Origin of the sequence: Arcobacter vandammei, from assembly GCF_016106035.1 — a bacterium.
GTDB lineage: Bacteria > Campylobacterota > Campylobacteria > Campylobacterales > Arcobacteraceae > Aliarcobacter > Aliarcobacter vandammei.
Genome location: NZ_JADKPZ010000013.1, coordinates 1 through 24,135 on the forward strand (window position 1 = coordinate 1; position 24,135 = coordinate 24,135).

The window sequence follows — 24,135 nt, forward strand, 5'->3', positions numbered from 1 at the left end:
TGGTCAAAGAGAAGTGGAAATACCCAGCCCCATTCCGAACCTGGTAGTCAAGCACTTCATCGCCGATAATACTGCAGGGTCCCCCTGTGGAAACGTAGGTCACTGCCAGCTCTTAGAGTTTTTACAAAGCCTTTCAGAACATACTTCATCTAAGTATGCTTTGGAAGGCTTTTTTTTTGCATTTTTTTTAAACTCTTGTTTACTTATTGCATTTGGTTTTTTACTGATACATTCTTTTTAGACTTTTATTTATTTTATATTTTTATATGAGCAAGTAAGCAGGGACTAAAGTCCCTGTTCCGAAAATATATTGAAATTAATACAATCTTTAAATATTTAATCTAATTTTAAGAAATGTTTTGTAATAATTCTCTTATAAAAACAATTTAGGGTTAGATGTAATCCGAAGAGTTAGATAAATTTTAACTCTATGCTTGGGATTTAAAAAGAACAAGAAAGTTTTTGGAAGTGATGTATAATCACAATGTGTCATATATAAAAAGGATTTATTATGAGAATTAATACAAACATTTCATCTTTAACAGCTCAAGAAGCTGCACAAAATACAACAAAAAGTATAACAAGTTCGTTAGAAAAGTTAAGTACAGGATTAAAAATCAATAAAGCTTCTGATGATGCTTCTGGTTTAGCAATTGCAGATAAATTAAGAACTCAAGCTACATCTATTAATCAAGGTATTGCAAATGGTAATTCAGCTGTTGCATTGTTACAAATTGCTGATAAATCTATGGGTGAACAATCAAATATTCTTGATACAATTAAAGCTAAATTAATTCAAGCAAATACTGATACAACATCTCAAGATGGTAGAAATGCGATTGCAAAAGATGTTAATAAGCTTTTAACTCAGTTAGATAACATTGCTTCTCAAACTAACTATAATGGTACATATCTTTTACAAACATCTGCAACTGGTATGGGTTCAAAATCAGCTTTAAGCTTTCAAATAGGAGAGTCTCAAAAAGATAAAATTGATACATCAGCAATTCAAGCAAATACTTGTGGATATTCTCTTGGTACTCTAAAAACAAATTCTGGTGCAGCAACATTTACAAGAGCCCATGCTACTGCTGGGCAAACAGCTATTAATAGTGCTATTACTAAATTAAATGATTATAGAGGTAATATAGGTTCGACTCAAAACCAAGTAGAATCAGCTGTAAGAAACCTTATGACACAAGCAACAAATGTTAAAGCTGCTGAGTCTATTATCAGAGATGTTGATTATGCTCAGGAAAGTGCAAACTTCAATAAACAAAATATTATTGCTCAAGCTGGATCTTATGCTATAAGTCAAGCGAATGCAGTACAACAAAATGTTTCAAGACTACTTCAATAGTTTTTTAGGAAACAACAGGGGCTAAAGTCCCTGTTCAAAAAGTTCTCTTTTATAAAGGAAGGCTCTTTGAGTCTTCCTTTTTTATTTTACTAATCTTTCTAAACAATATACATAGTCATTTAGTATTTGAGAAATTTGTCTTATAAAAATTTCTTTTATTTTATTTATCTTTTTCTTTTCTTCTTTTATCTTAGTATCATTAAAATAGTATGTAAAATATGGTATATACAATGAATAGTATTCAAAAATTATTTGGTAAAACATTAAAAAGTTATTTTCAAATATTTGAATAGGAATTTCTATAATTTTTTCGTAAAATTCTTTGTAATTTAAAAAATCATTTGAATATATATCATCTAAAATAGTATTAATTTTTGTATTTAAGAAAGAGATTTCTATTTTTAATTTTTCGATTGAATCTTTATCTAGTCCTTTCATTGAATAGTTTTTTAAATACACCCTTAAATTTAATAATTTATTTATATCTTTGTATTTATCAATATTTATTAAATCTACTTTTATAGGAATTGTTCCATTGAAATATGAACCATGAGCAGATATATTAAAAATATTTAAGTTTGTATTACTAGATTTACTTATTGCTATTGCCTTTTCAACCTCTTTTAATGATATATAAAATAAAGGAGTAGTAAAAACTTCATTTTTGAGATTACCTTTAACTTTAATTAAATTATCCTTTAATGTAAATGTTTCTCTTGTTTCAGATTTACTAAGATCAAATTTTGATAGACCTGAATTAGCACTTTTAAAATGGCTTTCTCCAGTATCCTGATTTACTGCTAAATCTAATCCTATAATATAGATTTCTGATGGGTTGAATTGTAGAATTAAATTTAGAGTAAATTCACCTATTGAGTATCCCCCAAAAGAGATATTATCTTTATAAAATGGAATATAGGGTTCATATAAGAAAAGGCTTTCTTGTGAAAATTTCTTTAATATCTTTTCATTTGTTAGTATAGATGCAAGAATAACAGTATTTTTATTGATTTTAGATACACTATTATCACTAAATTGTAATACTTCTAATAACTCTTGTTCATCCAAAGTGGCTATAGCATCTAGTCTTATTCCTTCATTAATAAGCTTTTCATATGCTGAGCCTATTGTAATAATATAAAACTTGTTTTGATTTCTTTTAATCCATTCTAAATTATCATCTAGAGAAGGTCCTGCTGCTATATATAAAATTGGGTGGTTTTTAAATATATCACAAGTATTTTTTATTTGGTTAAATTGTAATATATTGTACTTAGGGATGTATTTAGTAGATCTATTAATAAATATATAATTCCTTCTATTATAATCATATAGTAAAGAAGAAAGCCCCTGTTTTATAGATAAAATTTTATCTATATACTGTTCTACATTTATACTAGTTGTAGAAAATTTTAGCATATAATTATCAAACTTGGAAATATTTAAAAATGTTTCAATACGTTTTTCTTCATCTAATGTATTATCCATTATTGAGAAAATCATACCTTTTTTTGCTAAGATTGTATAATCTACTGTAAAAAGTGAAAGTCTAAATATCTCTAAATTCCTTTCTAGCACTAAATATGAAGATGCATTTATTTTTTCTGCAATTCTTGGAATATGCCTACCTAACAATGTTCCTATAAATATAAATTTATCTATTCTTTTAAAGGTTTTTTTATCATTGTATATAGTCTTTAAGTAAGATGTATATTCTGATATATCTGAATAAGTCATGTTATTTAATTCCTCAAGACTATTTAAATGAAATTTATTTGATCTATCATAATTTATTTTTTTATTTATATAAAATTGTTCGGGAAAGTCTATAATAGCTTGCTTACTATCAAACTCAACTTTCCTTACTAGATCATCATTTTTCTTTTTTGGTTTCCTATCATATAAATATTTATCATTTACAATATCATATATATCGAAATCACCATCTTCCATTATAAAATCCAGAGCATATTTTTCTTTGTAAGTACCGTTTTCTATCATTCTTGAGAGTTCATCAACTCTATGATAGAGTTCGTTGTCATACTCACTTAAAAAAGCTAAGTTTGCTAGAAATGTAGTTGTAAGTGCATTTTGTAGTTGGATTTGTGCTTGTTCTTTTGTTTGTGTCATTTTTTGCCTTTTATATGTTTTCTAATAAAGTTTCTAGTTTCTTACTTATCTCTTTTGTAGTCGGAAGTAAATTTTTATACTCTTTTGGTAGAGTTTCTGTTAGTTTATATGTTGCAACACCTATTGGTTGATTACTATCTTTTAAAGCATATTCGACTGTTGTTCGTTTTTTGTCTTTACAAATAATTATCCCAATAGATGGATTTTCATCTTCTAGTTTTACTTTATCATTTAATGCTGATAGATAAAAATTCATTTTCCCTGCATATTCTGGTTTGAATTTCCCAATTTTTAGTTCTATTGCAATAAGTGATTTAAGTCGTCTATGATATAAAAGTAAATCTATAAAATACTCTTCATCATCTATTTCTAAGCGATATTGATTTCCTACAAAGGTAAAATCTGTCCCCATTTGAGCCAAAAACTCTCGTACACTGTTTATAAGTCCTAGTTCTAGCTCTTTTTCATCATATTTTTCGCTTAGACTTAAAAAGTCAAAATTATACTCATCTTTTACAGCTAAAACTGCTTGGTTTTTATATTTTTCTACAATAGTATTGTCAAAATTTGTTTGATTTAAAAGGAATTTTTCATAAGATTGGTTTTCGATTTGGTTTATTAAAACATCTTTTGTCATACCAAATTTTATAGTTGTTTTAATATAAAATTCTCTTTCAAGATTGTCTTTACATTTTTGGAAAATAATTACATTTTTTGTCCAACTAATTTCTCCAACCAGTGGTTGGAGTTTTTCATTTTGATAATACTCAAGATAAAATTGTCGCATATTCCAAAGGTTTTGCATACTAAAACCTTTTATTCCTATAAACTCTTTTTGCAGTTCATTTGAAAGATTTTGAACCACTGATTTTCCCCAGCCAAATTTTTCTTGCTTTTCTACAATATCTTTTCCAATCTCCCAATATAGGTTTATAAGCTCTTTATTTACTGCTTTTAAAGCTTCATATTGAGAAGATAAAATCTTAGTTTTTATCTCTTTTACAAAGTTTGTGAAGTCATTTTCTAAAATAGTTATATCTTTCTTCAATATTGACACCTTTTTATTGTAACTTATATTACAGTAATCCACATTACTATAAAATAGTTTACTCTTTCCTTCTAATTTTCTTAAATCTATCACTAAAATTTGTTTTTATAATAAATACTCTTTTACCCATTTTGGAATAGTATCAACTTTCATATCTACTTGCGAACCATTTGTGATTTCACATATCCAAGTTTTTTTGATAATTCTAAAAGCTCTACTTTATCATAAGAACTCATAACAGTTTCAAAAGTAAATGATTTTCTAGCTTCTAGTAGTTTTTTTCTTATAAAATCAGCACAAACAGAAGCAAAATATGAGTTTACTTGTATATCTGAAAAAATTAATTTATCATCACTATATTTTAAAAATTTTGCTTCAACTTCCAAACTGACAGATTTTAAAAGTGTAGAGTTGTGAAGAAAGTCTAAAACTTCATCTTTTGAAGTTTTTATTTGGTAGTGATTAAAATCTATAAAATCGAACTCTTTTATATATTTTTCTATCTCATCTGGATTTATATAAACTCCTAAAAGTTCTTTATTTATGACATCTTTTATAGTGCTTTTTCCACTTCCATTTGGTCCAGCAAACATTCTTAGTCGTTGTATTTCTAAATTCATATATTAAATACTTTTTTATCTACTTTTACAGCAGGATTTATATCTTTTATAAATTTTTTTGTACCATCTGGAAATATCTCATAGATTTTGTCTTCTATAACTTTTGTAACACTAAGCCCAGCACTTAAAGTATCTAAATATGCTTTTTTTACAGCACTATTTGCAAGTTCTGGAATATGGCTTTCCAAAAAATCTAACTCTTTTTGTGTTTTCATACGATACTCCTTTTTGGTGTTTTTTATTTGCTTTGGAGTTTGATTATAGCGAAAATATATATTTTAAACTATTATAAATATTCACTATTTATAGTTTAATTTAAAAAAATCTTTTTTATCTTTCTTTTTTCCTTCATTATTCTTTTTTCTATATATTTAATATTTGTATTGTTATTTTTATTGTGTTTATTTTTTTTATTACTCTTTTTGTTGTCCTTTCTCTTTTCTCTTTTTTCCTTTTCTTTTTTTTCCTTTTCTTTTTTTTCCTTTTCCAAATTTAAAATCTCTTCACCCACAATAAAACCAAACATATCAACCACTTTCGCAGATGAATATTTATTAGGTATCTTATTAACATTTAAACAAACATATTTTCTTGGCTTTATTTCTGTAAATTCCATTTTATAGAAACTCTTTGTATAGATATTTGTATTATCTACACAACTATTATTGTGTTCGTAAAAACATCTTATTTTTTCCAAACACTCTTTTAATTTTTCTTTCGTTATTTTAGAAGAATTAGTATTATTAAAACTATTTTTATATAAAATATCGAATGTTTTCACAAAATTTGTATCAAAAGCAGGAATACATGCAAATACACCTAGCATAATTTTAGTAATTAATGTTGAATAATTCTTATTTTTACTAGCATTTCCTAATATTTTTTCAATATCATAATATATTTTTATAATATCTTCAATTTTTTTATCATCTATATTTTTATAATTTCCTAATTCCCAATATTCTGGATTGATTTGTTTTCTTTCAATAATATATTCTATTATTTGTAGATAATACTTAAGACTTTTTTCCAATAAGAAACTAGAACCCCTTAGCATTCCCCAACTAGCAAGATAAAACCCCAAGACTAAACAAGATTTTTCTTTATCTTGTGCTAACTCATCTGCTGAACTATTTTTAAAATAATTATAGCAGTAATCAAAAGAAGCATATCTATCTTCTTCTTCCTTATTTTTATCCTTAAATTTCTTAATTATATTATTAAAATATATCTCTTTTCTAGTTGGCATATTGTATTCCTTTTATATTATATGTATTATTAAGAATTTAACTCCATACAAATCACTTTTTTATCATTTACAAATTTTTCACCAACTTCTATAAAGTTATAATGTTTATATAGATTATAAGCTTTTTCATTTTCAAAAAAAACTTCTGCAAAAATCTTTTTTACTTTTAGTATATCAAATGAAAAGTTTATAATGGTTTCTAATAATATTTTGCCATAGCCTTTTAGATTTGGGTTTGCATATATTCCCATTTCTAAACTTTCATTTTCTTTGATATTGTTAAAATCTATAACTCCTATAAACTTATCGTCTTTCTTTACCAAAAAATATAGTTTATTTTTACTATTTTTTAAATTTTCTATAAATTTTAGATGATTTCCTAAACTTATATTATCTTGAGTGTACATATATTTTTTGATATTTGGGCAATTTCTCCACTCTAAAATCATCTTTTTTTCATCCAAAGATAGATTGATAAAATTAAGAAGAGTTGTCCCCCCCCCATTTGTAAGTTCGATTTTTAGAACATATCTATAACCATCAATTTCAAAATATGCTGGATAGTTTTCGTTGTCCACAATTCTCAAAAGATTAAATTGTTCTTTTATACTTTTGTTAATATCTAATTTACTATCTTTTTCACTTCTTTTTGGATAAAAACTCTCTTGCCCAATTTGTGGTTTTGGAATTTTGTATTTATCATAATTTTCTACAAAATCCAAACACATATCAATAGTAAAATTAGCTTGTTTATCTCTTAGTTCTTCATTTAGTTCATAGCCAGTTAGTTTTAAAATCTTTTGCATATAAATTTCGCCACTATCAACACCTTCATCAACTTCAAACATAGAAAAAGGAATTTTGTTTTTTTCTTCCAAAATTTGCCAAAACATAGGCGACCAACCTTTACCTTGTGGTAATTCACTTGCATGTATCACTATATTGTGATTGTGTTTTGATAAATACTCTTTTGAGATGATTTTATGATAGCTTAAAATAAAAACAATATCGTAATTTTCTAAAATATCTTCGTGATTAAAATATAATTTTGAAAAAGCAAGTTTTTTGTTTAAAATTTTTGCATAAGGTATAAACCACTGATTTGGAGATGTTAAGATAGCTATTTTCATTATTTCAATCTTCCTATCATATCAAAACTATTTATATCCATTTTTGATACAGCAAACCATTTTTTACCCAAATCCTTTAAACTAGCTCCAAAGTGATAAACTTCTATATCATCGATTATTAAAAATCTATCGTGAGATAAATCAAACTTTTTTAGTTCAATTTTTGGATATTGTGAGTTGTATTTTTTTAAATCTAGTTCTAACTCTTTTGAGATATTTTTTGTATAAATAATAGCTTCTATATTTTCATCTTTCTTTGTGAAAAGTAAAAAAGTGCTTTCATCTATGTAGTTATCGATTAATTTTATAGATTTTTTTGCACTTTTTATAATATCGCTTACAAAAATATAGGCATCAAATATTTGCCCATCATAAAATATATGATATTTTTTTGTAGTAGTTTTGTCTTCTATGGCTTTAAAAATTTGATTGAATTTTTCATCTGATTCTATTTTGTATTTGAGATGTTTCTCCTCAATGGTTTCAAGTCTTGCGAAAATCGAGCTATTTTGAGATAAAAATTTTCTCATATTTACAAAAGAGTCGATTATTTTTATGCTTACTTCTACTGCTATTTGGCTTTTTAAAACGGCACTTAGCATTGATACACCTTGCTCTGTAAAAGCATAGGGCAAATATCTTCTTCCACCATGTTCTGGTATGGAACTTAAGGTCACAAATTGTGACCTTAAAGAACTATTCAAACTTGAGGTCGCAATTTGCGACCTCAAGTTTTCATATTCATCAGCAGTTAATTGAAACCTAAATTTTTCTGGAAATCTCTCTATATTTCTTTTTACTTGTTCATTTAATCTTTTTGATTCTACTTTGTACAATTTTGCCAAATCTTCATCTAACATTACTTGTACTCCACGAATTGTGTAGATTTTGTCATCTATTCTTTGATTATCTATCAAGCTTAATTCATTCATTGCATATCCAATCTATCTGCAAATTTATAATCTTTTTTAGCAGTTTTTCCTAAAATATCTTTTAGGTATTTTGGATGAAGACCATAAAAAGGGCGAACACTTCTTACATTTTCTTCACTAAAAACTTCTCCAGCTTTTATATCTTTTGTTACATACAAACTTCTTGCAAATCTTCTTTGTTTTTTTCGCTTTTCATTTAGACTGTAATCAACCTTACCTAGCAGTTTTTCAGCATCTCTTACAGCTTTTATCATATCAGCAAACTCTTGTTTATCCAAAGAAAATCCACTATCAGCTCCACCTATACTTTTATCTAATATAAAGTGCTTTTCTATAACTTTTGCACCTAATGTTACAGCTACAACAGGTGCAATATGCCCCATAGTATGATCAGAAAATCCAACTTCTACTCCAAAAGTCTCTTTCATATTTGCTATTGTTTTTAGGTTTGCTTCTTCTAGCTTTGCTGGATACTCACTTGTACATTTAAGCAAGATTATATCGTGGTTTCCTACACTTCTACAAATATCTACAACATCTTGAATTTCATCAATAGTTGCAACTCCTGTGCTTATGATAATAGGTTTTTGCTTACTTGCTATGTATCGTACAAGCTCATAATCCGTTATCTCAAAAGAGGCGATTTTATAAGCACTTGGGTTTAAAGTTTCCAAAAAATCAACTGCACTTTTATCAAAAGGAGAGGAAAAAATATCAATATCCAAACTTCTTGCATAATCAAAAAGTTCCTTGTGCCACTCCCAAGGTGTGTAAGCTTCTTCGTAAAGTTCATAAAGATTTTTTCCGTCCCAAAGTGTGCCACCATCTATCATAAAATCAGGATTTTTGCTATTTAGTGTGATAGTATCTGCTCTATAAGTTTGCAGTTTTATAGCATTTGCTCCAATTTCTTTGGCGGCCTTTATCGTTTGTTTTGCTACTTCTAAACTTCCGTTGTGGTTTGCACTAAGCTCTGCGATTATAAATGTGCCATCTTTTTGTAAATCAAAATTTCCTATTTTCATAATATTCTCCTTTTAACTAATCAAATTTTTTGATTAGTTGTTTTATATATTTTTCCAACTCTTTTTTATCAAACTTTTTAAGTGCAAAATAGCCATTTTTTGCTAGATATTCATACATCTCTTTTTGATTTTTTGCTGTTTTTATAGCAATCATTGGCAAGTCTAAAAAATAAGCTTCATTTGTTGTAACACTAGGAGTTATTATAGCAAAATTGCTTTGGTTCATAAGTTTTGCAATATTTCTTGAATTTATTTGCAAATTTATCCACTCTTTATTTTCGCAATACTCTTTTAGTTTTTCCAAATTTTTATTTGCATTTGTTGTTACTAGATTTACTTTTATATTTTTTTTGTATTGTTTTAAAACTTTTAATATTTTTATATTTAGATTTTTATTATCAGCTCCTCCCATTGCTAAAAAAACAGTTGTTAGTAGTTGATGGTTAGTGATTGGTGATTTTTTTATTTCTATAAATTCATCTCTAAGAAGAGTATATTTAGCCCCACATCTTAATTCACAAGATTCTGGAACTAGATTTTTATACTTTTTTTCACTTGCATAGATATTATGATTTAGTAAAATATCGCAATAATGCTTTTCATATGTATCATCTAAAACAAAGATTTTTAGGCTTGGGTTCTCTTCTTTTAATTTTTTTTCAAAATCATAATCAATATCGTAGTTATCGATTACTATCATATCAATATTTAGTTTTTTTATAAGGCTATTTAACTCTTCAAAATCACTACTTTTTAAAATCTCTACTCTATATCCAGCCTCTTTAATCTCTTTATTTATATTTCCTTGTAAATCTTGTGTGGCAAAGATAATCTTATTTTTAGATGGGGCTCTTGTGCTTTGCACTCTCTTTGAGAAAGTCCCATTTCCTAAATCTTTTGCTAAAACTAAATCTCTTTTTATATGCCCTGTTCCAATAATACTTGAAGAGTCTGCTCTTATTAAAATATTCATTTTTTCCTAGATATCTATAATTTCTTTTATCATACTTTCAAATAAACTTTGAGAGTTTGATATTATCTCTTCATTCATACTATCTATTTTTAATCTGAAATCTTTATTTGTAATATATTGTTCTATAAAATCTGTAATCCCATCAAAAGAATAAATATTATATTTATTTTCCAAACAACTATAAACATCACCATAAGGCAAAGTCATTACTGGGATATTGGCTTTTAATGCCATAATAGAACTTTGTCCTCCGCCTTGTCTTTTTGGATTTAAATAAAAATCTATATTTTCAATAAAATATTCTTCTAAATTATTAATATATCCTATAAATTCAATATTTTCTAATAATCCTTTTGGAATTATCGAATCAAAAACTTTTCCATCTAAAATACCAATTATTTTATACCTAATATTTGGAAGTTTTTTTAATGATTTATCTAGGAATTTAAAGAATTCCTTATCTAAATCAAATTCTAATCTATTTCCTACTATAGCAATATTTAAGATGTCATTTATTGTTTTTTTACTTTTTTGCTTTTCTTCACCTTTAGTATCTTTTGTAAAATTTGAATTTGAAAATATTATTTTCTGCTTTTCATTAAATATATTTTTAATAATAATATCTCTGGAATTTGCAACACAATATGCAGCATTATTAAATTCTATAGTTATTACAGCAGTAGGTATAGATATTTTATTATTAGATTTTATAAAATCAAAATGAATATTTGAATGACCTATAGAAATAAATTTATCACTTACTGTAAACTTCTGGTGATTAACAAATTCTAAATATAAAGATTCCGTTAGATATCCACCAAATTTTATAAATGTAATGTCATTGGTATTATACACATGATTATCTTCCACTTCTAATCTATTACTAAAATACTGTTCATTTTGTAATTCTACGGGATAAGGAAAATTATATGTAGGAGTAACAACAACAATAATTGTTTTAAAATATTTTCGTAAACTTGCATGTATTTTTTCCAAAATAATAGATGGGGCATGATTTGAATTAGGAAAATATAAGTTTATATAAATATATAATCTTTCATTCTTTTCTCCTCCTTGAATACAATCTAAATATCCAATATTTTCTATGCTTTCTATTAAAAGACTTCTATATAGTTTTTTATGGATATTTATAGCTTCATCATAGTCACTAAACTTATTAAAAGCAATTTGTGAATTTAATTTATAATAACAAGAGTATCTATCTTCGATTCTTTCTTCTTTATTTAATATATATTCAGCATAATCATATACAGTTAATTCTCTTTTTAAGCTATTAATACAAATATTAGGAAAATTTAGAATATAGTTTTGCTTCAAAATCTCAATCCAAGACTCAAATAACTCATTATTCTTACCTTGTTTGGCTAATTCTCTTAATAAATTTTTTAACTCTTCAATTTGATTCATATTATTCCTTGTAATCTATTAGATTTTGTATAATTTTATTTATATATTGCTCTTTCAGCCCATAATACATAGGCAATCGTATCAATCTTTCACTCTCTTTTGTAGTATATATATCTTTTCCACTAAATCTTCCAAATTTTAATCCAGCAGGTGCAGAATGTAAAGGTATATAGTGAAATATTGCATTTATCCCAGCATTTTTTAAGTGCTCTAGCAAAGCTGTTCTTTGCTCTAAATTTTTTACTTTGATATAAAACATATGAGCATTTTGAATACACTCTTTTGGAATTTTAGGAAGTTCAATATAGCCTTCATCTTCTATCTCTTTTAAACCGTCAAAATATTTTTGCCAAGTTGAAAGCCTATCTTGATTTATCTCTTCTGCTTTTTCCAAATTTCCCCAAAGATAAGCAGCACTAATATCATTTAGTAAATAGCTACTTCCTATATCAACCCAAGAGTATTTGTCTATCATTCCACGGAAAAATAGGCTTCTATTTGTACCCTTTTCTCTTATAATTTCAGCTCTTTGGATAAATTCTTCATCATTTATCAAAAGTAGCCCACCCTCTCCACCACTTGTATAGTTTTTTGTTTCATGAAAAGAAAAGGCACCAAAATGCCCAATAGTACCTAAAGCTTTACCTTTGTAGGTACTCATCATACCTTGAGCTGCATCTTCTACTACAAAAAGATTATGCTTTTTTGCAATTTCCATGATTTTATCCATATCACAAGCAACTCCAGCATAATGTACTGGCACTATTGCCTTTGTTTTTGGTGTAATTGCCTCTTCTATTTTTTTCTCATCTATATTCATAGTATCTGGACGAATATCAACAAAAACTATCTTTGCACCTCTTAGAGCGAAAGCATTTGCTGTGCTTACAAAAGTATAGCTAGGCATTATAATCTCATCATCTTTTTCTATATCTAGTAAAATTGCAGCCATTTCAAGTGCTGCGGTACAAGATGGTGTAAGAAATGCTTTTTTACAAGGTAAGTTTTTCTCAAACCATTCGTGGCACTTTTTTCCAAAAATTCCATCTCCTGAGATTTTGCTATTTCTCATAGATTCTAATACATATTTATCTTCATTACCCGTATATGGTGGTTTATTAAATGGTATCATCTTTACCTCTACAAATCATTTTAATTTTTTATAAGAATCTCTATAGTATTTTTAGCTTCTGTCCAATCATTTTCAACCAAATAGTATGTTCTTAGTAAGCCATCAATCTCATCTGTTGGTTTAAAACCTAGTGATTTATTGTATCTTATTGCTCTTTTATTATCTTCCATAATTTGTGCTTTGAACTTCTCAAGTTTCAATGTATCAAATACAAAGTTTATTACTAAATAAGATGCGAATAAAGGGTAGATACTACTTAGATATTTATCATCATATATAAATATCCCTCCTTCTGCTATTTTTTGGCTATAGTCAATATTTTTGACATCTACCATTCCTATATCTGTATTTTCTATATTTATAATAAAAAAATAGTTGTTGTCATTGTTTATTTTTTCAAACCATTTTTTTTGCATTTCTTGTGTTATATAATCACGAAAAGACATATATTGAGATATTTTTGGGTCATTTCTCCAGTTTCTTATCATTTCAATATCTTTTTCTTCTACTCTTCTTAAAAGTATATTATCCTGTTTCAAAATCAAAGTAAAGTTCTCCCCCCATCAATTACAATATTTTGTCCTGTAATCCATCTTGAATTATTAGAGATTAAAAAAGTAACCAAATTTGCTACATCTTCAGGCTCTCCAAGTCCCAAAGGATACATAGTCTCTAACTCATTTAAAAATTCTGGACTATAGATATCTTGATGTTGTAGTGCTAAATTCGTTTCAATATGTCCTGGTAAAACACTATTTACTCTAATACTTCTATTTGATACTTCCACTGCTAATGTTCTTACCAATGAATTAATAGCTCCTTTTGAAGTTGCATATGAAATTGTTCCTTTCGCTCCTAAAATAGAACTAATAGAAGAAATATATACTATAGATGAATTTTCTAAAGAGTTTCTTTTATCTACAAAACCTTTTGTTATCATAAGTAGGGATTTAAAATTAACATTATAAAGGCTATCAATACTATCTATATCTAAACTTTTTATCGGTAACAGCTCTAGTTTTCCAGCAGCATAAACCAAACCACTTAATTTTCCATATTTTTTTACAATTTCAGAAACTAAACTAGGTAAGTCATCTATATCTAAAGATAAATCTCTTGATATATATGTAAAATTATCTTTATAGCTCATTTCTTCTTTTACTAATTTAAGTTTATCTTCACTTCTTGCAATTCCTATAACATTTGCCCCTAAAGAGTTAAGCAATAGGCAAATAGCTTTACCTATACCATCTGAAGCACCAGTTACTAAGATATTTTCACCATTAAATTTTATCATTTCTTAACTCCTCAAAAACAGTGTGATTAAAAGTTGTATTTTCCAAATCAACTATTGCTGTTCCCATTGACATTCCAACACCGAAACCTATTAGCATATTGTATTTTGAGTTTGGTTTAAAATCAGTTAGTAGCAGAGGAATAGAAGTACAAGATGTATTTCCAAATTTTTCTATATTTATTGGAGTTTTTTCATCAACTCCGATTTTTGAAGATAAAAACTCTATCATAAATTTATTTGCTTGATGAAAATAGTATCCATCTATTTGCTCTTTTGGTATTTTTGTATATTCTAAAGTCTCTTCGATAATATTTGGAACATTATCTACAGTAAAACTAAATACTTTTGCACCATTCATATATAAACAATTTTTAGAGTTTATATTTCCATCTTCATCTTCAAACTCTTCAAAAGATTTCAAAGTTACTTTATTTCTTAGTCCACTATCTTCAACTATAATATTCTCAAACTCTCTTCCATCTGTTTTTAACACAAATGGTGTTTCACTTGAATTTATATCGTATTCAATAGCAGTACAGCTAACAGCATCACCAAATAGAAATACACTAGATTTATTTTTCGGGTGAATTAAAGTGCTAGAAGCATCTCCTACAAAAAGCAAGACTCTTTTTATATCTCCATTTGAGGCAGATATATTTGACATTGCATTAAAAAGCCCATAAACATATCCACTACACCCCATAGAAATATCATAAGCAAAAGCTTCGCTACTTAATCCCAAAGTTCCTTGTAAAATACAAGATGTTGCAGGAAGTCTATATTCAGGAGTTTGTGTTACAACTATAACTCCATCTATTGAATTTTTATCCCAATTTAAACTTTTGATTGTATTTATTCCTATTTGAGTGTACATTTCCAAAAAAGATTGATTATCTTCTAGTACATATCGTTGCACTACGCCTGTATTTTTGATAACTTTCTTTTTTAGTTTTTCATCAAAATCTAAATCAATATTTTTTACTATTTTTGATGGAACCATTGTTTCTATATGTTTTATTTTACAGTTTTTAATTTTTAGTTTCATATATCTTTTCCTTTAGTACTCAATTATAGTTGCTCCCCAAGAGTAACCAACACCAAAACCTATAAGAAGCAATTTATCGCCTTTTTTTAATACTTGTTTTTCATTTAAGTTATTTATTAATAAAGGAATAGTTGAAGACACTGTATTTCCACTGTTTTCTATAAATTTAGGGAATTTTTCTTCTGGTATTTCTAGTTTCTCCCTTAAATGTTCTAGCATAAAATCATTTGCTTGATGAAATAAGAAATAATCTATCTCTTCAAATTTTAAGTTATTTTTTTCTAAAACTGCTTTTATTGAATTTGGTATTGTTTCAATAGTAAAATTAAATATTTCACTTCCATTCATAAATAATTTATTTTCAAATCCTTCAAGAGTGAGTTTTTCTTTTGATAATCCACTATTGTTTACACATAAGCTACAAGAACCATTTCCATCTGTACCAAAAATAAACTCTCCAAATTTGCTAATTTCTTCTTTTGAAAGTAATGTAGCTGTTGCTCCATCTCCAAAAATAGTTTTATTTGCTCTATCTTGGTTGTCTATATATTTTGTATATGTATCTGTTGTTACAAGTAATACTTTTGTTGCTAAATTTGTATTTATAAAAGCTTTTGCTAAAGATAATCCATAGATATATCCACTACAACCTTGATTGTATTCTAAACTTGGAATATTGTTTGGTAAATTTAGTCTTTTATGCAATATGCTTACATTATTTGGTAGATTATAGTCTGGACTTTGTGTACAGTACAGAATATAATCAACTTCATTTTTATCAATATTGTATTTTGAAAACAAATCATTACAAGCACTGTAGGCTAAATCCAAGGCTGTTTCATTTTTTGATGCAACATGTCTTTGTTTTATTCCAGTTTTGGCAAATATCTTTTTTGCACTCCAGCCTAAGTACTCCAAATCTTCATTTGAAAGTACTTTTTTTGGAAGGAAAGTTCCTATTTTAAACATCTTTATAAACTTGCTTGATTTAATATATCATTTGCAGTTTTAAAACTTTTAATTGTATCAATATCTAATTTTTTACTCAATTTTTTATCAAAAAGTGCGATTAATGCTAGATAACTCATAGAATCCCAATCTTCGTAATGTGTTAAATTTTCTTCTAAATCTAACTCTCCCTCTTCAAGCATTAGAATATCTTCTAAACTCTCAATTAACTCTTCTTTTGTCATTTTATACTCCTTTTATAATTTATAACATTTCATTTCCTTCTCACTTAAAAATTATTTTTTATGTAAAAATCTTATTAGAGATAATATAATCATAATCACTATAAAAAAGGGCTTTTAAGTATTAAAAATTCTATCAAAACCTCTATAAGCAATATATTAAAATCAGATATTACTATCTATAAAAAGAGGTACAAACTTGACTTATATTTTATATTATAAAATAATTATAGGTATAAAAAGACATATAATAATTATACAATTTAAATAAAGATTTAATACTAATAATATATTTTATCTAAATCATCGTTAGCTTAATAGCTTCATACATTATCTCCGCTCTAGTCCAATCTTCAAGTGTATCAATATCTTGTACCAGATATCTAGGTAAGATTATAGGAATGCTATCTGCTCCAAACATTATCTCATCTGATTTTATATTTAAATTTGTCCAATAAAACTGCCCAGCATCTTGGAAAGCTTCTTCTAAATCTTGGCTTCTTTTTGAAAAGTTTTCTTTCCAAAACATCTCACATCGTTCATCTTTTGTAATCTTAAAAGTTCTTTGAATAGGAAATGGCATAGAAGTACAAGAAAAAGCATTTTTAGCATTTGAATTTTTTAATTTTGTAAAGCCCTCTATTAAATATTTTTCACTCAAAAATGGTGCAGTTGCATAAATAGTACAAATAAAATCTATTTTCTCACCCTTATTTAGTAAAAATTCAATTGTATGCTCCACAACAGCACCTGTTCCTGTGAAATCATCGCTTAGCTCTTTTGGTCGAATAAATGGCACAATTGCACCAAATTTTTGTGCAATTTTTGCTATCTCTTCATCATCTGTTGAAACTATAACCTCATCAAAAAGCTTTGATTTTAAGGCAGTTTCAATACTATAAGAAATTAGTGGTTTTCCATAAAAATCTTTTATATTTTTTCGTGGTATTCTTTTGCTTCCACCCCTTGCTGGAATTATTGCTATACATTTAGACATTTTAAACCTTTTCTTCATAATTTAGCTATTTTTTAATCTTTTTTATACTTCTACTAACTTTTGCAAAACCTAGATTAAACTCAAATTTTGTGGTAGTTTCTACCACTTCGCCATCTTCAGAGTTTGCTAAAATCTCATCCTCTATTTCGATGATCTCTTCTAAAATTTTGTTTGATTTTTCTGCTAAATCTCTTTGTGTTTTTTCATCTTCTGTTCTCATAATAGAGTTTATATTTCTTGAAAGCTCTTTTATTTTTGCAAAAGTTTCTATGATTTTTATAGTTGTTTGGGTTGCTATTTTACTTTTTATAATCGTTGCCAACATATAAAGTCCTTTTTCTGTGAAGACTTTTGGCAAGTGCGGTGAATACTTGATTGCAGAGAGGTGGTCAAAATTTTTTACCACCTCCATTTTTTCTTCTTCACTTAGCTCAATTATATATCCTTTTGGAAATTTATCAGGATTATTTGATACGGCTTGATTTATCTCTTTTGTAGTTACCCCATAAAGCTGTGCCACATCTCTATCAACTAAAACATACTTATCTTGATATTTAATCAATCTATTTTCTAACTCTTCAAACTTTATAATTTCCATTTATTTTCTCCTAAAATTTTATTTATAAAGAACCTCAAACAAACTTTTTATCACATAATTTTGCTCTTCAAAGCTAAGATTAGGATACATAGGAAGAGAAAAACACTCTTCATAATACTTATCCATAATAGGAGTTTTTTTATTTCCATAACCCAAAGATTTATAAAAAGGTTGCTGATTTATAGGGATATAGTGAAGTTGAAGTCCTATATTTTGCTCTTTCATTTTATTAAACAATTCTACTTTTGAGATACTCAATTTTGAAAAATCAACACATACCACATAAAGATGATAAGATGAGTTTCCATCATAGCTGTAAAGTGGTTTTACAATACTATTAAAAAAAGCTCTATCATAGTTTTGTGCTAGTTGTTTTCTTTTTTCTATAAAAGTATCAAGCTTTTTAAACTGGCTAAGACCTAAAGCACACTGCAAATCTGTAAGCCTATAATTAAACCCCAAAGAGTGCATCTCATAATACCAAGGGGCAATTTCACTCATTCTTTGCATTCCGTGAGTTCTTAGCTCTAAAAGTTTTTTATATAGTTCTTCATCATTTGTTGTAATTGCCCCACCCTCAGCAGTTGTAAGATGTTTTACTGGATGAAAAGATAATATACTGCAATCACTATTTACACAGCTTCCAGCTTTAATTCCTTTAAAACTAGCTCCCAAAGAGTGAGCAGCATCTTCTAAGATTTTCACACCATATTTCTCTTTTAGATATTTTAGTTTCTCTTGATTTACAGGGTTTCCAGAAAAATGTACCACATAAATAGCTTTTATATCTTTATTTTTTTGAAGTTTTTTTTCACATAAATCTAAATCTATATTTCCATCTTCACAAATATCCACAAAAATTGGTTTTGCTCCTACATATAAAATACTATTTGAAGTAGCCAAAAAGCTATTTGGAGTTGTTAATACCTTATCATTTTTTTCAAGCAAAACCATTGAAGCTAAATGCAAAGCTGCAGTACCATTTGATACAGCAACTGCATATGCAGCACCAGTAAATTCACAAATTTTATCTTCAAACTCTTTTACTTTTGGTCCAGTTGTCAAAAAGTCCGATTTTAAAACCTCTACAACAGCACTTATATCATCTTCATCTATAAACTGTTTTCCATAAGGTATAAAGTTTTTCATATTTTCTTAACCATCTCTAAAAACTCTTCACTACTTAACCACTTTGTATTATTTCCAGAGTTGTACTCAAAGCCTTGAGATACAGGCTTCCCAACTTCTCCTAAAAGATTTTTAGAGTAATCCACAAAGCCTGAGAACTTAATAGTAGGTTTTATCACATAGTGATCATCAAACTCCAAAGTCAAATGGCTATCATCAGCTGGACACATAATCTCATGAAGTTTCTCTCCAGCTCTTATTCCTATAATTTTGTGTGGTAAATTTGGATTTAAAGCTTTTGCCATATCAACTATTTTCATAGATGGAATTTTTGGTACAAAAATCTCTCCACCTTGCATTCTTTCAAAGTTTTTTAGTACAAAATTAACTCCATCTTCAAGAGTTATAAAAAATCTTGTCATTTTTTCATCTGTTATTGGGAACTCTTTTGCTCCTTCAATTAAAAGTTTTTGAAAAAACGGAACAACAGAACCACGACTACCCACAACATTTCCATATCTTACAACTGAAAATTTTATATCACTACTTCCTGCAAGATTATTTGCAGCAACAAAAAGCTTATCCGAAGCTAGTTTTGTAGCACCATAGAGATTTACAGGGTTTGCAGCTTTGTCAGTTGAAAGAGCTATTACTCTTTTTACACCATTTTCCAAAGCAGCTTCTATTACATTTTGTGCACCATCTATATTTGTCTTTATACACTCCATTGGATTGTATTCAGCTATTGGAACATGTTTAAGTGCAGCTGCATGAATAATATAGTCCACATCTTTGGTAGCTTGTTTCAGTCTTTGATTATCTCTTACATCACCTATAAAATATCTCATACATTTTGCACTATACTCTTGAGCCATTTCATATTGCTTAAGTTCATCTCTGCTAAAAATAATTATTTTGTTTGGTTTATACTTTTCTAAAAGTATCTTTGTATATTTTTTACCAAAACTTCCAGTTCCGCCTGTTATTAAAATATTCTTATTATTAAACATATTTGCCCTAAATTTGGAGATTTATTTATAGATAATATTAAATATTAAATATATCTTTTATTTTAACATATTATATGTATAATAAAACAAATATATTTTTTTAAGGGTATTTATGCAAAAGACGATTCCAGATAACATATTAAAAATACAAAAGAAACTTGCAACTTTTGAAAAAGATTCAAGAAATTACAAAAAATATACAAAAATTTTGGCAAATCATATAAAAACTCACACTATGAAAAAGAGGGTGAACTCACATATTAAGACTATAGAGACTATAGAAAATATCCGAAAAAACGGTATTGAAACTATTTTAAAATAAAAAATATTGCAAAATGCAATATTTTTAACTAGTTTCAAAAAATTCTGCTAAGATTTCAAAATAAAATAAGAATTAAGAAAAAGATGAGGTAAAACTATGGATGAAAATCAAAAAAAATCACTTGAACTTGCTATAAAACAAATTGATAAAGCCTTTGGAAAAGGAACACTAATAAGACTTGGAGACAAAGAGGTAATTCCAACAGAAGCAATTAGCACTGGTTCTTTAGGACTTGATTTGGCTCTTGGTGTTGGAGGTATTCCAAAAGGAAGAGTAATTGAGATTTATGGACCAGAAAGTTCTGGAAAAACTACTTTAACTTTACATGCTATTGCCGAAGCTCAAAAAGCTGGTGGAGTTTGTGCTTTTATTGATGCTGAACATGCTCTTGATGTAAAATATGCAAAAGATATCGGTGTTGATACAGATAATTTACTTGTTTCTCAACCAGATTTTGGGGAACAAGCTTTAGAAATACTTGAAACAGTTATAAGAAGTGGAGCAGTTGATTTAGTTGTAGTGGATAGTGTAGCAGCTTTAACTCCAAAAGTAGAGATAGATGGAGATATGGATGACCAACAAGTTGGAGTTCAAGCAAGGCTTATGAGTAAGGCTCTAAGAAAAGTAACTGGGCTTTTAAGTAAGATGAACTGTACAGTTATATTTATCAACCAAATAAGAATGAAAATAGGAATGACTGGATATGGAAGCCCAGAGACAACAACTGGTGGAAATGCACTTAAATTCTACTCATCTGTAAGACTTGATATTAGAAGAATTGCAACACTTAAACAAGGTGAAAACTCAATAGGAAATAGAGTAAAAGTAAAAGTTGTAAAAAACAAAGTTGCAGCTCCATTTAAACAAGCTGAGTTTGATATTATGTTTGGGGAAGGTATTTCAAAAACTGGTGAGATAGTTGATTATGGTGTGAAACTTGATATTATTGATAAAGCTGGTTCTTGGTTTAGCTATGGAGATACAAAAATTGGTCAAGGTAGAGAAAATGTTAAAGTATTTTTAAAAGATAATCCAACTATTGCAAAAGAGATAGAAGATAAGATTTTAAACTCTATGGGTGTAAATGATGCTATTATAACTGGTGGAAGTGATGATAGTGATGAAACTTCTGAACTTGATGATTAATCTTTAATCTTATAAATATAAATTGGTTGAGAACTTTTCTCATACCAATTTTCTCAAAGTAAACTACATAAAGTTAAATTTATTTTTATAAAAGCAAACAACAAATTTTTTTTAGCTATAATCTTAAGAAATTACAAATTTAGGAGACCTAAGTGGTATATATAGATAATGTTTATGCTGATGAAGTAATGGATAGTAGAGGAAATCCAACAGTAAGAGCAACAGTAATCTTAAGTGATGGTACAAAAGCTAGTGCAATAGTTCCAAGTGGTGCAAGTACTGGAAAAAGAGAAGCTTTAGAGCTAAGAGATGGTGATAATAGATTTATGGGTAAGGGTGTTTTAAAAGCAGTTGAAAATGTAAACACTAAAATTGCTGATGAATTAATCGGACAAAGCCCATTTAATCAAGCTGAAGTTGATGCTATTATGAAAGAGTTAGATGGTACAAATAACTACTCAAATTTAGGAGCAAATGCAGTTTTAGGTGTTTCTATGGCGACAGCAAGAGCAGCAGCTGCTTCACTTAATATGCCATTATATAGATATTTAGGTGGTGCAAATGCTATGACTATGCCTGTTCCTATGTTTAATATTATAAATGGTGGAGAACATGCAAATAACTCTGTTGATTTCCAAGAATATATGATTATGCCAACTGGAATTGAAAACTTCAATGAAGGTTTAAGAGCAGTTGCAGAGATTTATCAAAATCTTAAAAAAATCATTGATAAAATGGGAGAAAGTACAGCTGTTGGTGATGAGGGTGGATTTGCACCAAACTTAAAATCAAATGAAGAGCCAATATCTGTAATTATGGAAGCAATATCAAAAGCTGGATATAAAGCAGGTGAGCAAATCTCTATTGCACTTGATGTAGCTGCTAGTGAATTAATAAACGATGCAGGTAAGTATGTATTAAAAGGTGAAAATAGAGAGTTAAGTAGTTCTGAAATGGTTGCATACTATGAAGAGTTATGTGCAAAATATCCAATTGTTTCAATTGAAGATGGATTAAGTGAAGATGACTGGGATGGTTGGCAAACTTTAACTCAAAGATTAGGACATAAAGTTCAATTAGTTGGAGATGATTTATTTGTAACAAATGCTTCAATTTTAGCTGAAGGAATAAAAAGAGATATTGCAAATGCAATCTTAATTAAACCAAATCAAATTGGAAGTGTAAGTGAAACTATGCAAACAATTAGATTAGCTCAAAGAAACAACTATAATTGTGTGATGAGTCATAGAAGTGGAGAGAGTGAAGATGCGTTTATTGCTGATTTTGCTGTTGCACTAAATTGTGGACAAATTAAAACAGGAAGTACAGCAAGAAGCGATAGAATTGCAAAATATAATAGACTTTTAGAAATTGGTGCTGAAATTGGATATGCTGAATATTTAGGTAAAGAGCCATTTTCTAAAAAATAATGAAGAAGAAAAAAAGTGGTTTTGGGATTTTTGTGCTAATAGCGGTTTTATCGCTATTAGCAACATTGTATTTTTCATACTATGTAACAAATGTTCTTTTTGGAGATAACTCTTTGCAAGTTTATAACTCTTTGAAGTTTAAAAAAGAGTATCTTGAAAATGAGATTTCAAGATTGCAAAAAGATAATGCCTATTTACAAAAAGAGTATTTTGAACTAAAAAATTTGGAGCCAGAAGAATGAGAACTCTACTATTATCTACAACATTAGTGGCTTTTTTGAGCCTATCTTTACAAGCTAGAGAGAACCCTTTTATTTTATATGAAGATAAGACAGGAAAGGTTGTTACAACATCTGTAAAATCTAAAAGTGTAACAGATTTAGAAGAGGAGCAATTTATAAGAGATTATCAAAATAAGCTAAATCCTCCTACAACACAAGTACAAGAGCAAAAAGTACCAGTACAAACACAAGAGAAAACTTACTCAAAAAAAGAGGTTGATTCTTTGATGTTAAAAACAAAGTATGAAGCCGAACAAAAGGCTAAGTCTTTGGTTAAAAAAGAGTTAAATAAAGCACCAGAACAAGTGGTTTATGTAAAACCTAGAACAGATGTTTTAAATGATGAAACTCTTACATCAAAAAACATTCTTCCATTTGTAAAAGTTGATTACAATGATAATAAGCTTTTTATTAGCACTGAAGATATAGTGTTTAAAAAGTTTTCTATAAATCAAGAGAATAAACTTGTAATTGATTTCAAAGGCAAAAGAAATTTTAGTGGTGCTAAACATACTTTAAGTTCTAGTAATTTTAAAGCTATTTCAACTGGTAACCACTCAGATAATGGTTTTTATAGAATAGTTGTAGAACTTAGTTCAAAACCAAGTAACTATAATTTTGATTATACAGATTCTATTGTATCTATAAGTAAAAAATAAAAGAG

Annotated in this window: 26 protein-coding genes and 1 rRNA gene; 7 read left to right on the top strand and 20 right to left on the bottom strand. The window is 27.7% G+C overall.

Annotated elements, in window-relative coordinates; translation table 11 throughout:
- Together rrf and IQC44_RS08100 are read left to right on the top strand one after the other, a co-directional pair.
- Positions 1 to 111 (top strand): 5S ribosomal RNA (gene rrf / locus IQC44_RS08095); the annotation flags it as partial.
- Positions 112 to 511: 400 nt separating this feature from the next.
- On the top strand, positions 512 to 1,360 hold the full coding sequence (locus IQC44_RS08100; RefSeq protein ID WP_198305841.1) for a flagellin: 849 nt from the start codon (positions 512 to 514) through the stop codon (positions 1,358 to 1,360).
- A gap of 81 nt (positions 1,361 to 1,441) precedes the next feature.
- Here IQC44_RS08100 and IQC44_RS08105 read toward each other — a convergent pair whose 3' ends face one another.
- The 20 genes from IQC44_RS08105 to pseB form a co-directional block, all read right to left on the bottom strand.
- Positions 1,442 to 3,490, bottom strand: a complete 2,049-nt coding sequence (locus IQC44_RS08105; RefSeq protein ID WP_198305842.1) for a 6-hydroxymethylpterin diphosphokinase MptE-like protein — start codon at positions 3,488 to 3,490, stop codon at positions 1,442 to 1,444.
- A gap of 10 nt (positions 3,491 to 3,500) precedes the next feature.
- Entirely contained in the window at positions 3,501 to 4,538 is a 1,038-nt protein-coding gene (locus IQC44_RS08110; protein ID WP_228286301.1) for a PDDEXK nuclease domain-containing protein, read from the bottom strand.
- A gap of 155 nt (positions 4,539 to 4,693) precedes the next feature.
- Positions 4,694 to 5,158: a hypothetical protein gene (locus tag IQC44_RS08115; protein ID WP_198305843.1), complete on the bottom strand. Its 465-nt coding sequence runs from the start codon at positions 5,156 to 5,158 to the stop codon at positions 4,694 to 4,696.
- On the bottom strand, positions 5,155 to 5,373 hold the full coding sequence (locus IQC44_RS08120) for a hypothetical protein (RefSeq protein WP_198305844.1): 219 nt from the start codon (positions 5,371 to 5,373) through the stop codon (positions 5,155 to 5,157). The genes IQC44_RS08115 and IQC44_RS08120 overlap by 4 nt, the downstream gene beginning before the upstream one ends.
- Before the next feature lie 95 nt (positions 5,374 to 5,468).
- Positions 5,469 to 6,407, bottom strand: a complete 939-nt coding sequence (locus IQC44_RS08125; RefSeq protein ID WP_198305845.1) for a hypothetical protein — start codon at positions 6,405 to 6,407, stop codon at positions 5,469 to 5,471.
- A 29-nt stretch (positions 6,408 to 6,436) separates the two neighbouring features.
- On the bottom strand, positions 6,437 to 7,537 hold the full coding sequence (gene pseH / locus IQC44_RS08130; protein ID WP_198305846.1) for a UDP-4-amino-4,6-dideoxy-N-acetyl-beta-L-altrosamine N-acetyltransferase: 1,101 nt from the start codon (positions 7,535 to 7,537) through the stop codon (positions 6,437 to 6,439).
- Positions 7,537 to 8,469, bottom strand: a complete 933-nt coding sequence (locus tag IQC44_RS08135; protein WP_198305847.1) for an ORF6N domain-containing protein — start codon at positions 8,467 to 8,469, stop codon at positions 7,537 to 7,539. Before IQC44_RS08135 ends, pseH begins: the two co-directional genes overlap by 1 nt.
- Complete coding sequence (gene pseI / locus IQC44_RS08140; protein ID WP_198305848.1) at positions 8,466 to 9,494, bottom strand: pseudaminic acid synthase; 1,029 nt, start codon at positions 9,492 to 9,494, stop codon at positions 8,466 to 8,468. The genes IQC44_RS08135 and pseI overlap by 4 nt, the downstream gene beginning before the upstream one ends.
- Before the next feature lie 16 nt (positions 9,495 to 9,510).
- Positions 9,511 to 10,467: a UDP-2,4-diacetamido-2,4,6-trideoxy-beta-L-altropyranose hydrolase gene (pseG, locus tag IQC44_RS08145; RefSeq protein WP_198305849.1), complete on the bottom strand. Its 957-nt coding sequence runs from the start codon at positions 10,465 to 10,467 to the stop codon at positions 9,511 to 9,513.
- Positions 10,468 to 10,473: 6 nt separating this feature from the next.
- Complete coding sequence (locus IQC44_RS08150; RefSeq protein ID WP_198305850.1) at positions 10,474 to 11,895, bottom strand: glycosyltransferase; 1,422 nt, start codon at positions 11,893 to 11,895, stop codon at positions 10,474 to 10,476.
- A gap of 1 nt (position 11,896) precedes the next feature.
- Positions 11,897 to 13,027, bottom strand: coding sequence for a dTDP-4-amino-4,6-dideoxygalactose transaminase (gene rffA / locus IQC44_RS08155; protein WP_198305851.1), 1,131 nt, complete (start codon positions 13,025 to 13,027; stop codon positions 11,897 to 11,899).
- Positions 13,028 to 13,047: 20 nt separating this feature from the next.
- Positions 13,048 to 13,572: a GNAT family N-acetyltransferase gene (locus tag IQC44_RS08160; protein WP_198305852.1), complete on the bottom strand. Its 525-nt coding sequence runs from the start codon at positions 13,570 to 13,572 to the stop codon at positions 13,048 to 13,050.
- The gene (locus IQC44_RS08165) at positions 13,569 to 14,324 is read right to left on the bottom strand and encodes an SDR family NAD(P)-dependent oxidoreductase (protein ID WP_198305853.1); all 756 of its coding nucleotides are present in this window, start codon (positions 14,322 to 14,324) and stop codon (positions 13,569 to 13,571) included. The genes IQC44_RS08160 and IQC44_RS08165 overlap by 4 nt, the downstream gene beginning before the upstream one ends.
- Positions 14,311 to 15,369, bottom strand: coding sequence for a ketoacyl-ACP synthase III (locus IQC44_RS08170; protein ID WP_198305854.1), 1,059 nt, complete (start codon positions 15,367 to 15,369; stop codon positions 14,311 to 14,313). Before IQC44_RS08170 ends, IQC44_RS08165 begins: the two co-directional genes overlap by 14 nt.
- 12 nt (positions 15,370 to 15,381) lie before the next feature.
- On the bottom strand, positions 15,382 to 16,338 hold the full coding sequence (locus IQC44_RS08175; RefSeq protein ID WP_198305855.1) for a 3-oxoacyl-ACP synthase III family protein: 957 nt from the start codon (positions 16,336 to 16,338) through the stop codon (positions 15,382 to 15,384).
- Between the two features lie 2 nt (positions 16,339 to 16,340).
- Positions 16,341 to 16,562, bottom strand: coding sequence for a phosphopantetheine-binding protein (locus IQC44_RS08180; protein WP_198305856.1), 222 nt, complete (start codon positions 16,560 to 16,562; stop codon positions 16,341 to 16,343).
- Positions 16,563 to 16,857: 295 nt separating this feature from the next.
- Complete coding sequence (gene pseF / locus IQC44_RS08185) at positions 16,858 to 17,556, bottom strand: pseudaminic acid cytidylyltransferase (RefSeq protein WP_198305857.1); 699 nt, start codon at positions 17,554 to 17,556, stop codon at positions 16,858 to 16,860.
- A 25-nt stretch (positions 17,557 to 17,581) separates the two neighbouring features.
- Positions 17,582 to 18,154 (bottom strand): ORF6N domain-containing protein, encoded by a 573-nt coding sequence (locus IQC44_RS08190; protein ID WP_198305858.1) that lies wholly within the window; start codon positions 18,152 to 18,154, stop codon positions 17,582 to 17,584.
- 18 nt (positions 18,155 to 18,172) lie between these two features.
- Positions 18,173 to 19,303, bottom strand: coding sequence for a UDP-4-amino-4,6-dideoxy-N-acetyl-beta-L-altrosamine transaminase (gene pseC / locus IQC44_RS08195; protein WP_198305859.1), 1,131 nt, complete (start codon positions 19,301 to 19,303; stop codon positions 18,173 to 18,175).
- Entirely contained in the window at positions 19,300 to 20,292 is a 993-nt protein-coding gene (gene pseB, locus IQC44_RS08200) for a UDP-N-acetylglucosamine 4,6-dehydratase (inverting) (protein WP_198305860.1), read from the bottom strand. Before pseB ends, pseC begins: the two co-directional genes overlap by 4 nt.
- Positions 20,293 to 20,404: 112 nt before the next feature.
- On the opposite strand from pseB, the gene IQC44_RS08205 reads away from it, so the two are divergent.
- The 5 genes from IQC44_RS08205 (at position 20,405) to IQC44_RS08225 (ending at position 24,130) form a co-directional block, all read left to right on the top strand.
- Positions 20,405 to 20,614, top strand: coding sequence for a hypothetical protein (locus tag IQC44_RS08205; RefSeq protein ID WP_198305861.1), 210 nt, complete (start codon positions 20,405 to 20,407; stop codon positions 20,612 to 20,614).
- Positions 20,615 to 20,710: 96 nt separating this feature from the next.
- Positions 20,711 to 21,760 (top strand): recombinase RecA, encoded by a 1,050-nt coding sequence (gene recA, locus IQC44_RS08210; protein ID WP_198305862.1) that lies wholly within the window; start codon positions 20,711 to 20,713, stop codon positions 21,758 to 21,760.
- A 152-nt stretch (positions 21,761 to 21,912) separates the two neighbouring features.
- Positions 21,913 to 23,190, top strand: a complete 1,278-nt coding sequence (eno, locus tag IQC44_RS08215) for a phosphopyruvate hydratase (protein ID WP_198305863.1) — start codon at positions 21,913 to 21,915, stop codon at positions 23,188 to 23,190.
- A complete protein-coding gene (locus IQC44_RS08220; RefSeq protein WP_198305864.1) occupies positions 23,190 to 23,432 on the top strand; it encodes a septum formation initiator in 243 nt (80 codons plus the stop codon). Before eno ends, IQC44_RS08220 begins: the two co-directional genes overlap by 1 nt.
- Complete coding sequence (locus IQC44_RS08225; RefSeq protein WP_198305865.1) at positions 23,429 to 24,130, top strand: AMIN domain-containing protein; 702 nt, start codon at positions 23,429 to 23,431, stop codon at positions 24,128 to 24,130. Before IQC44_RS08220 ends, IQC44_RS08225 begins: the two co-directional genes overlap by 4 nt.
- The last annotated feature ends 5 nt before the right edge of the window (positions 24,131 to 24,135 follow it).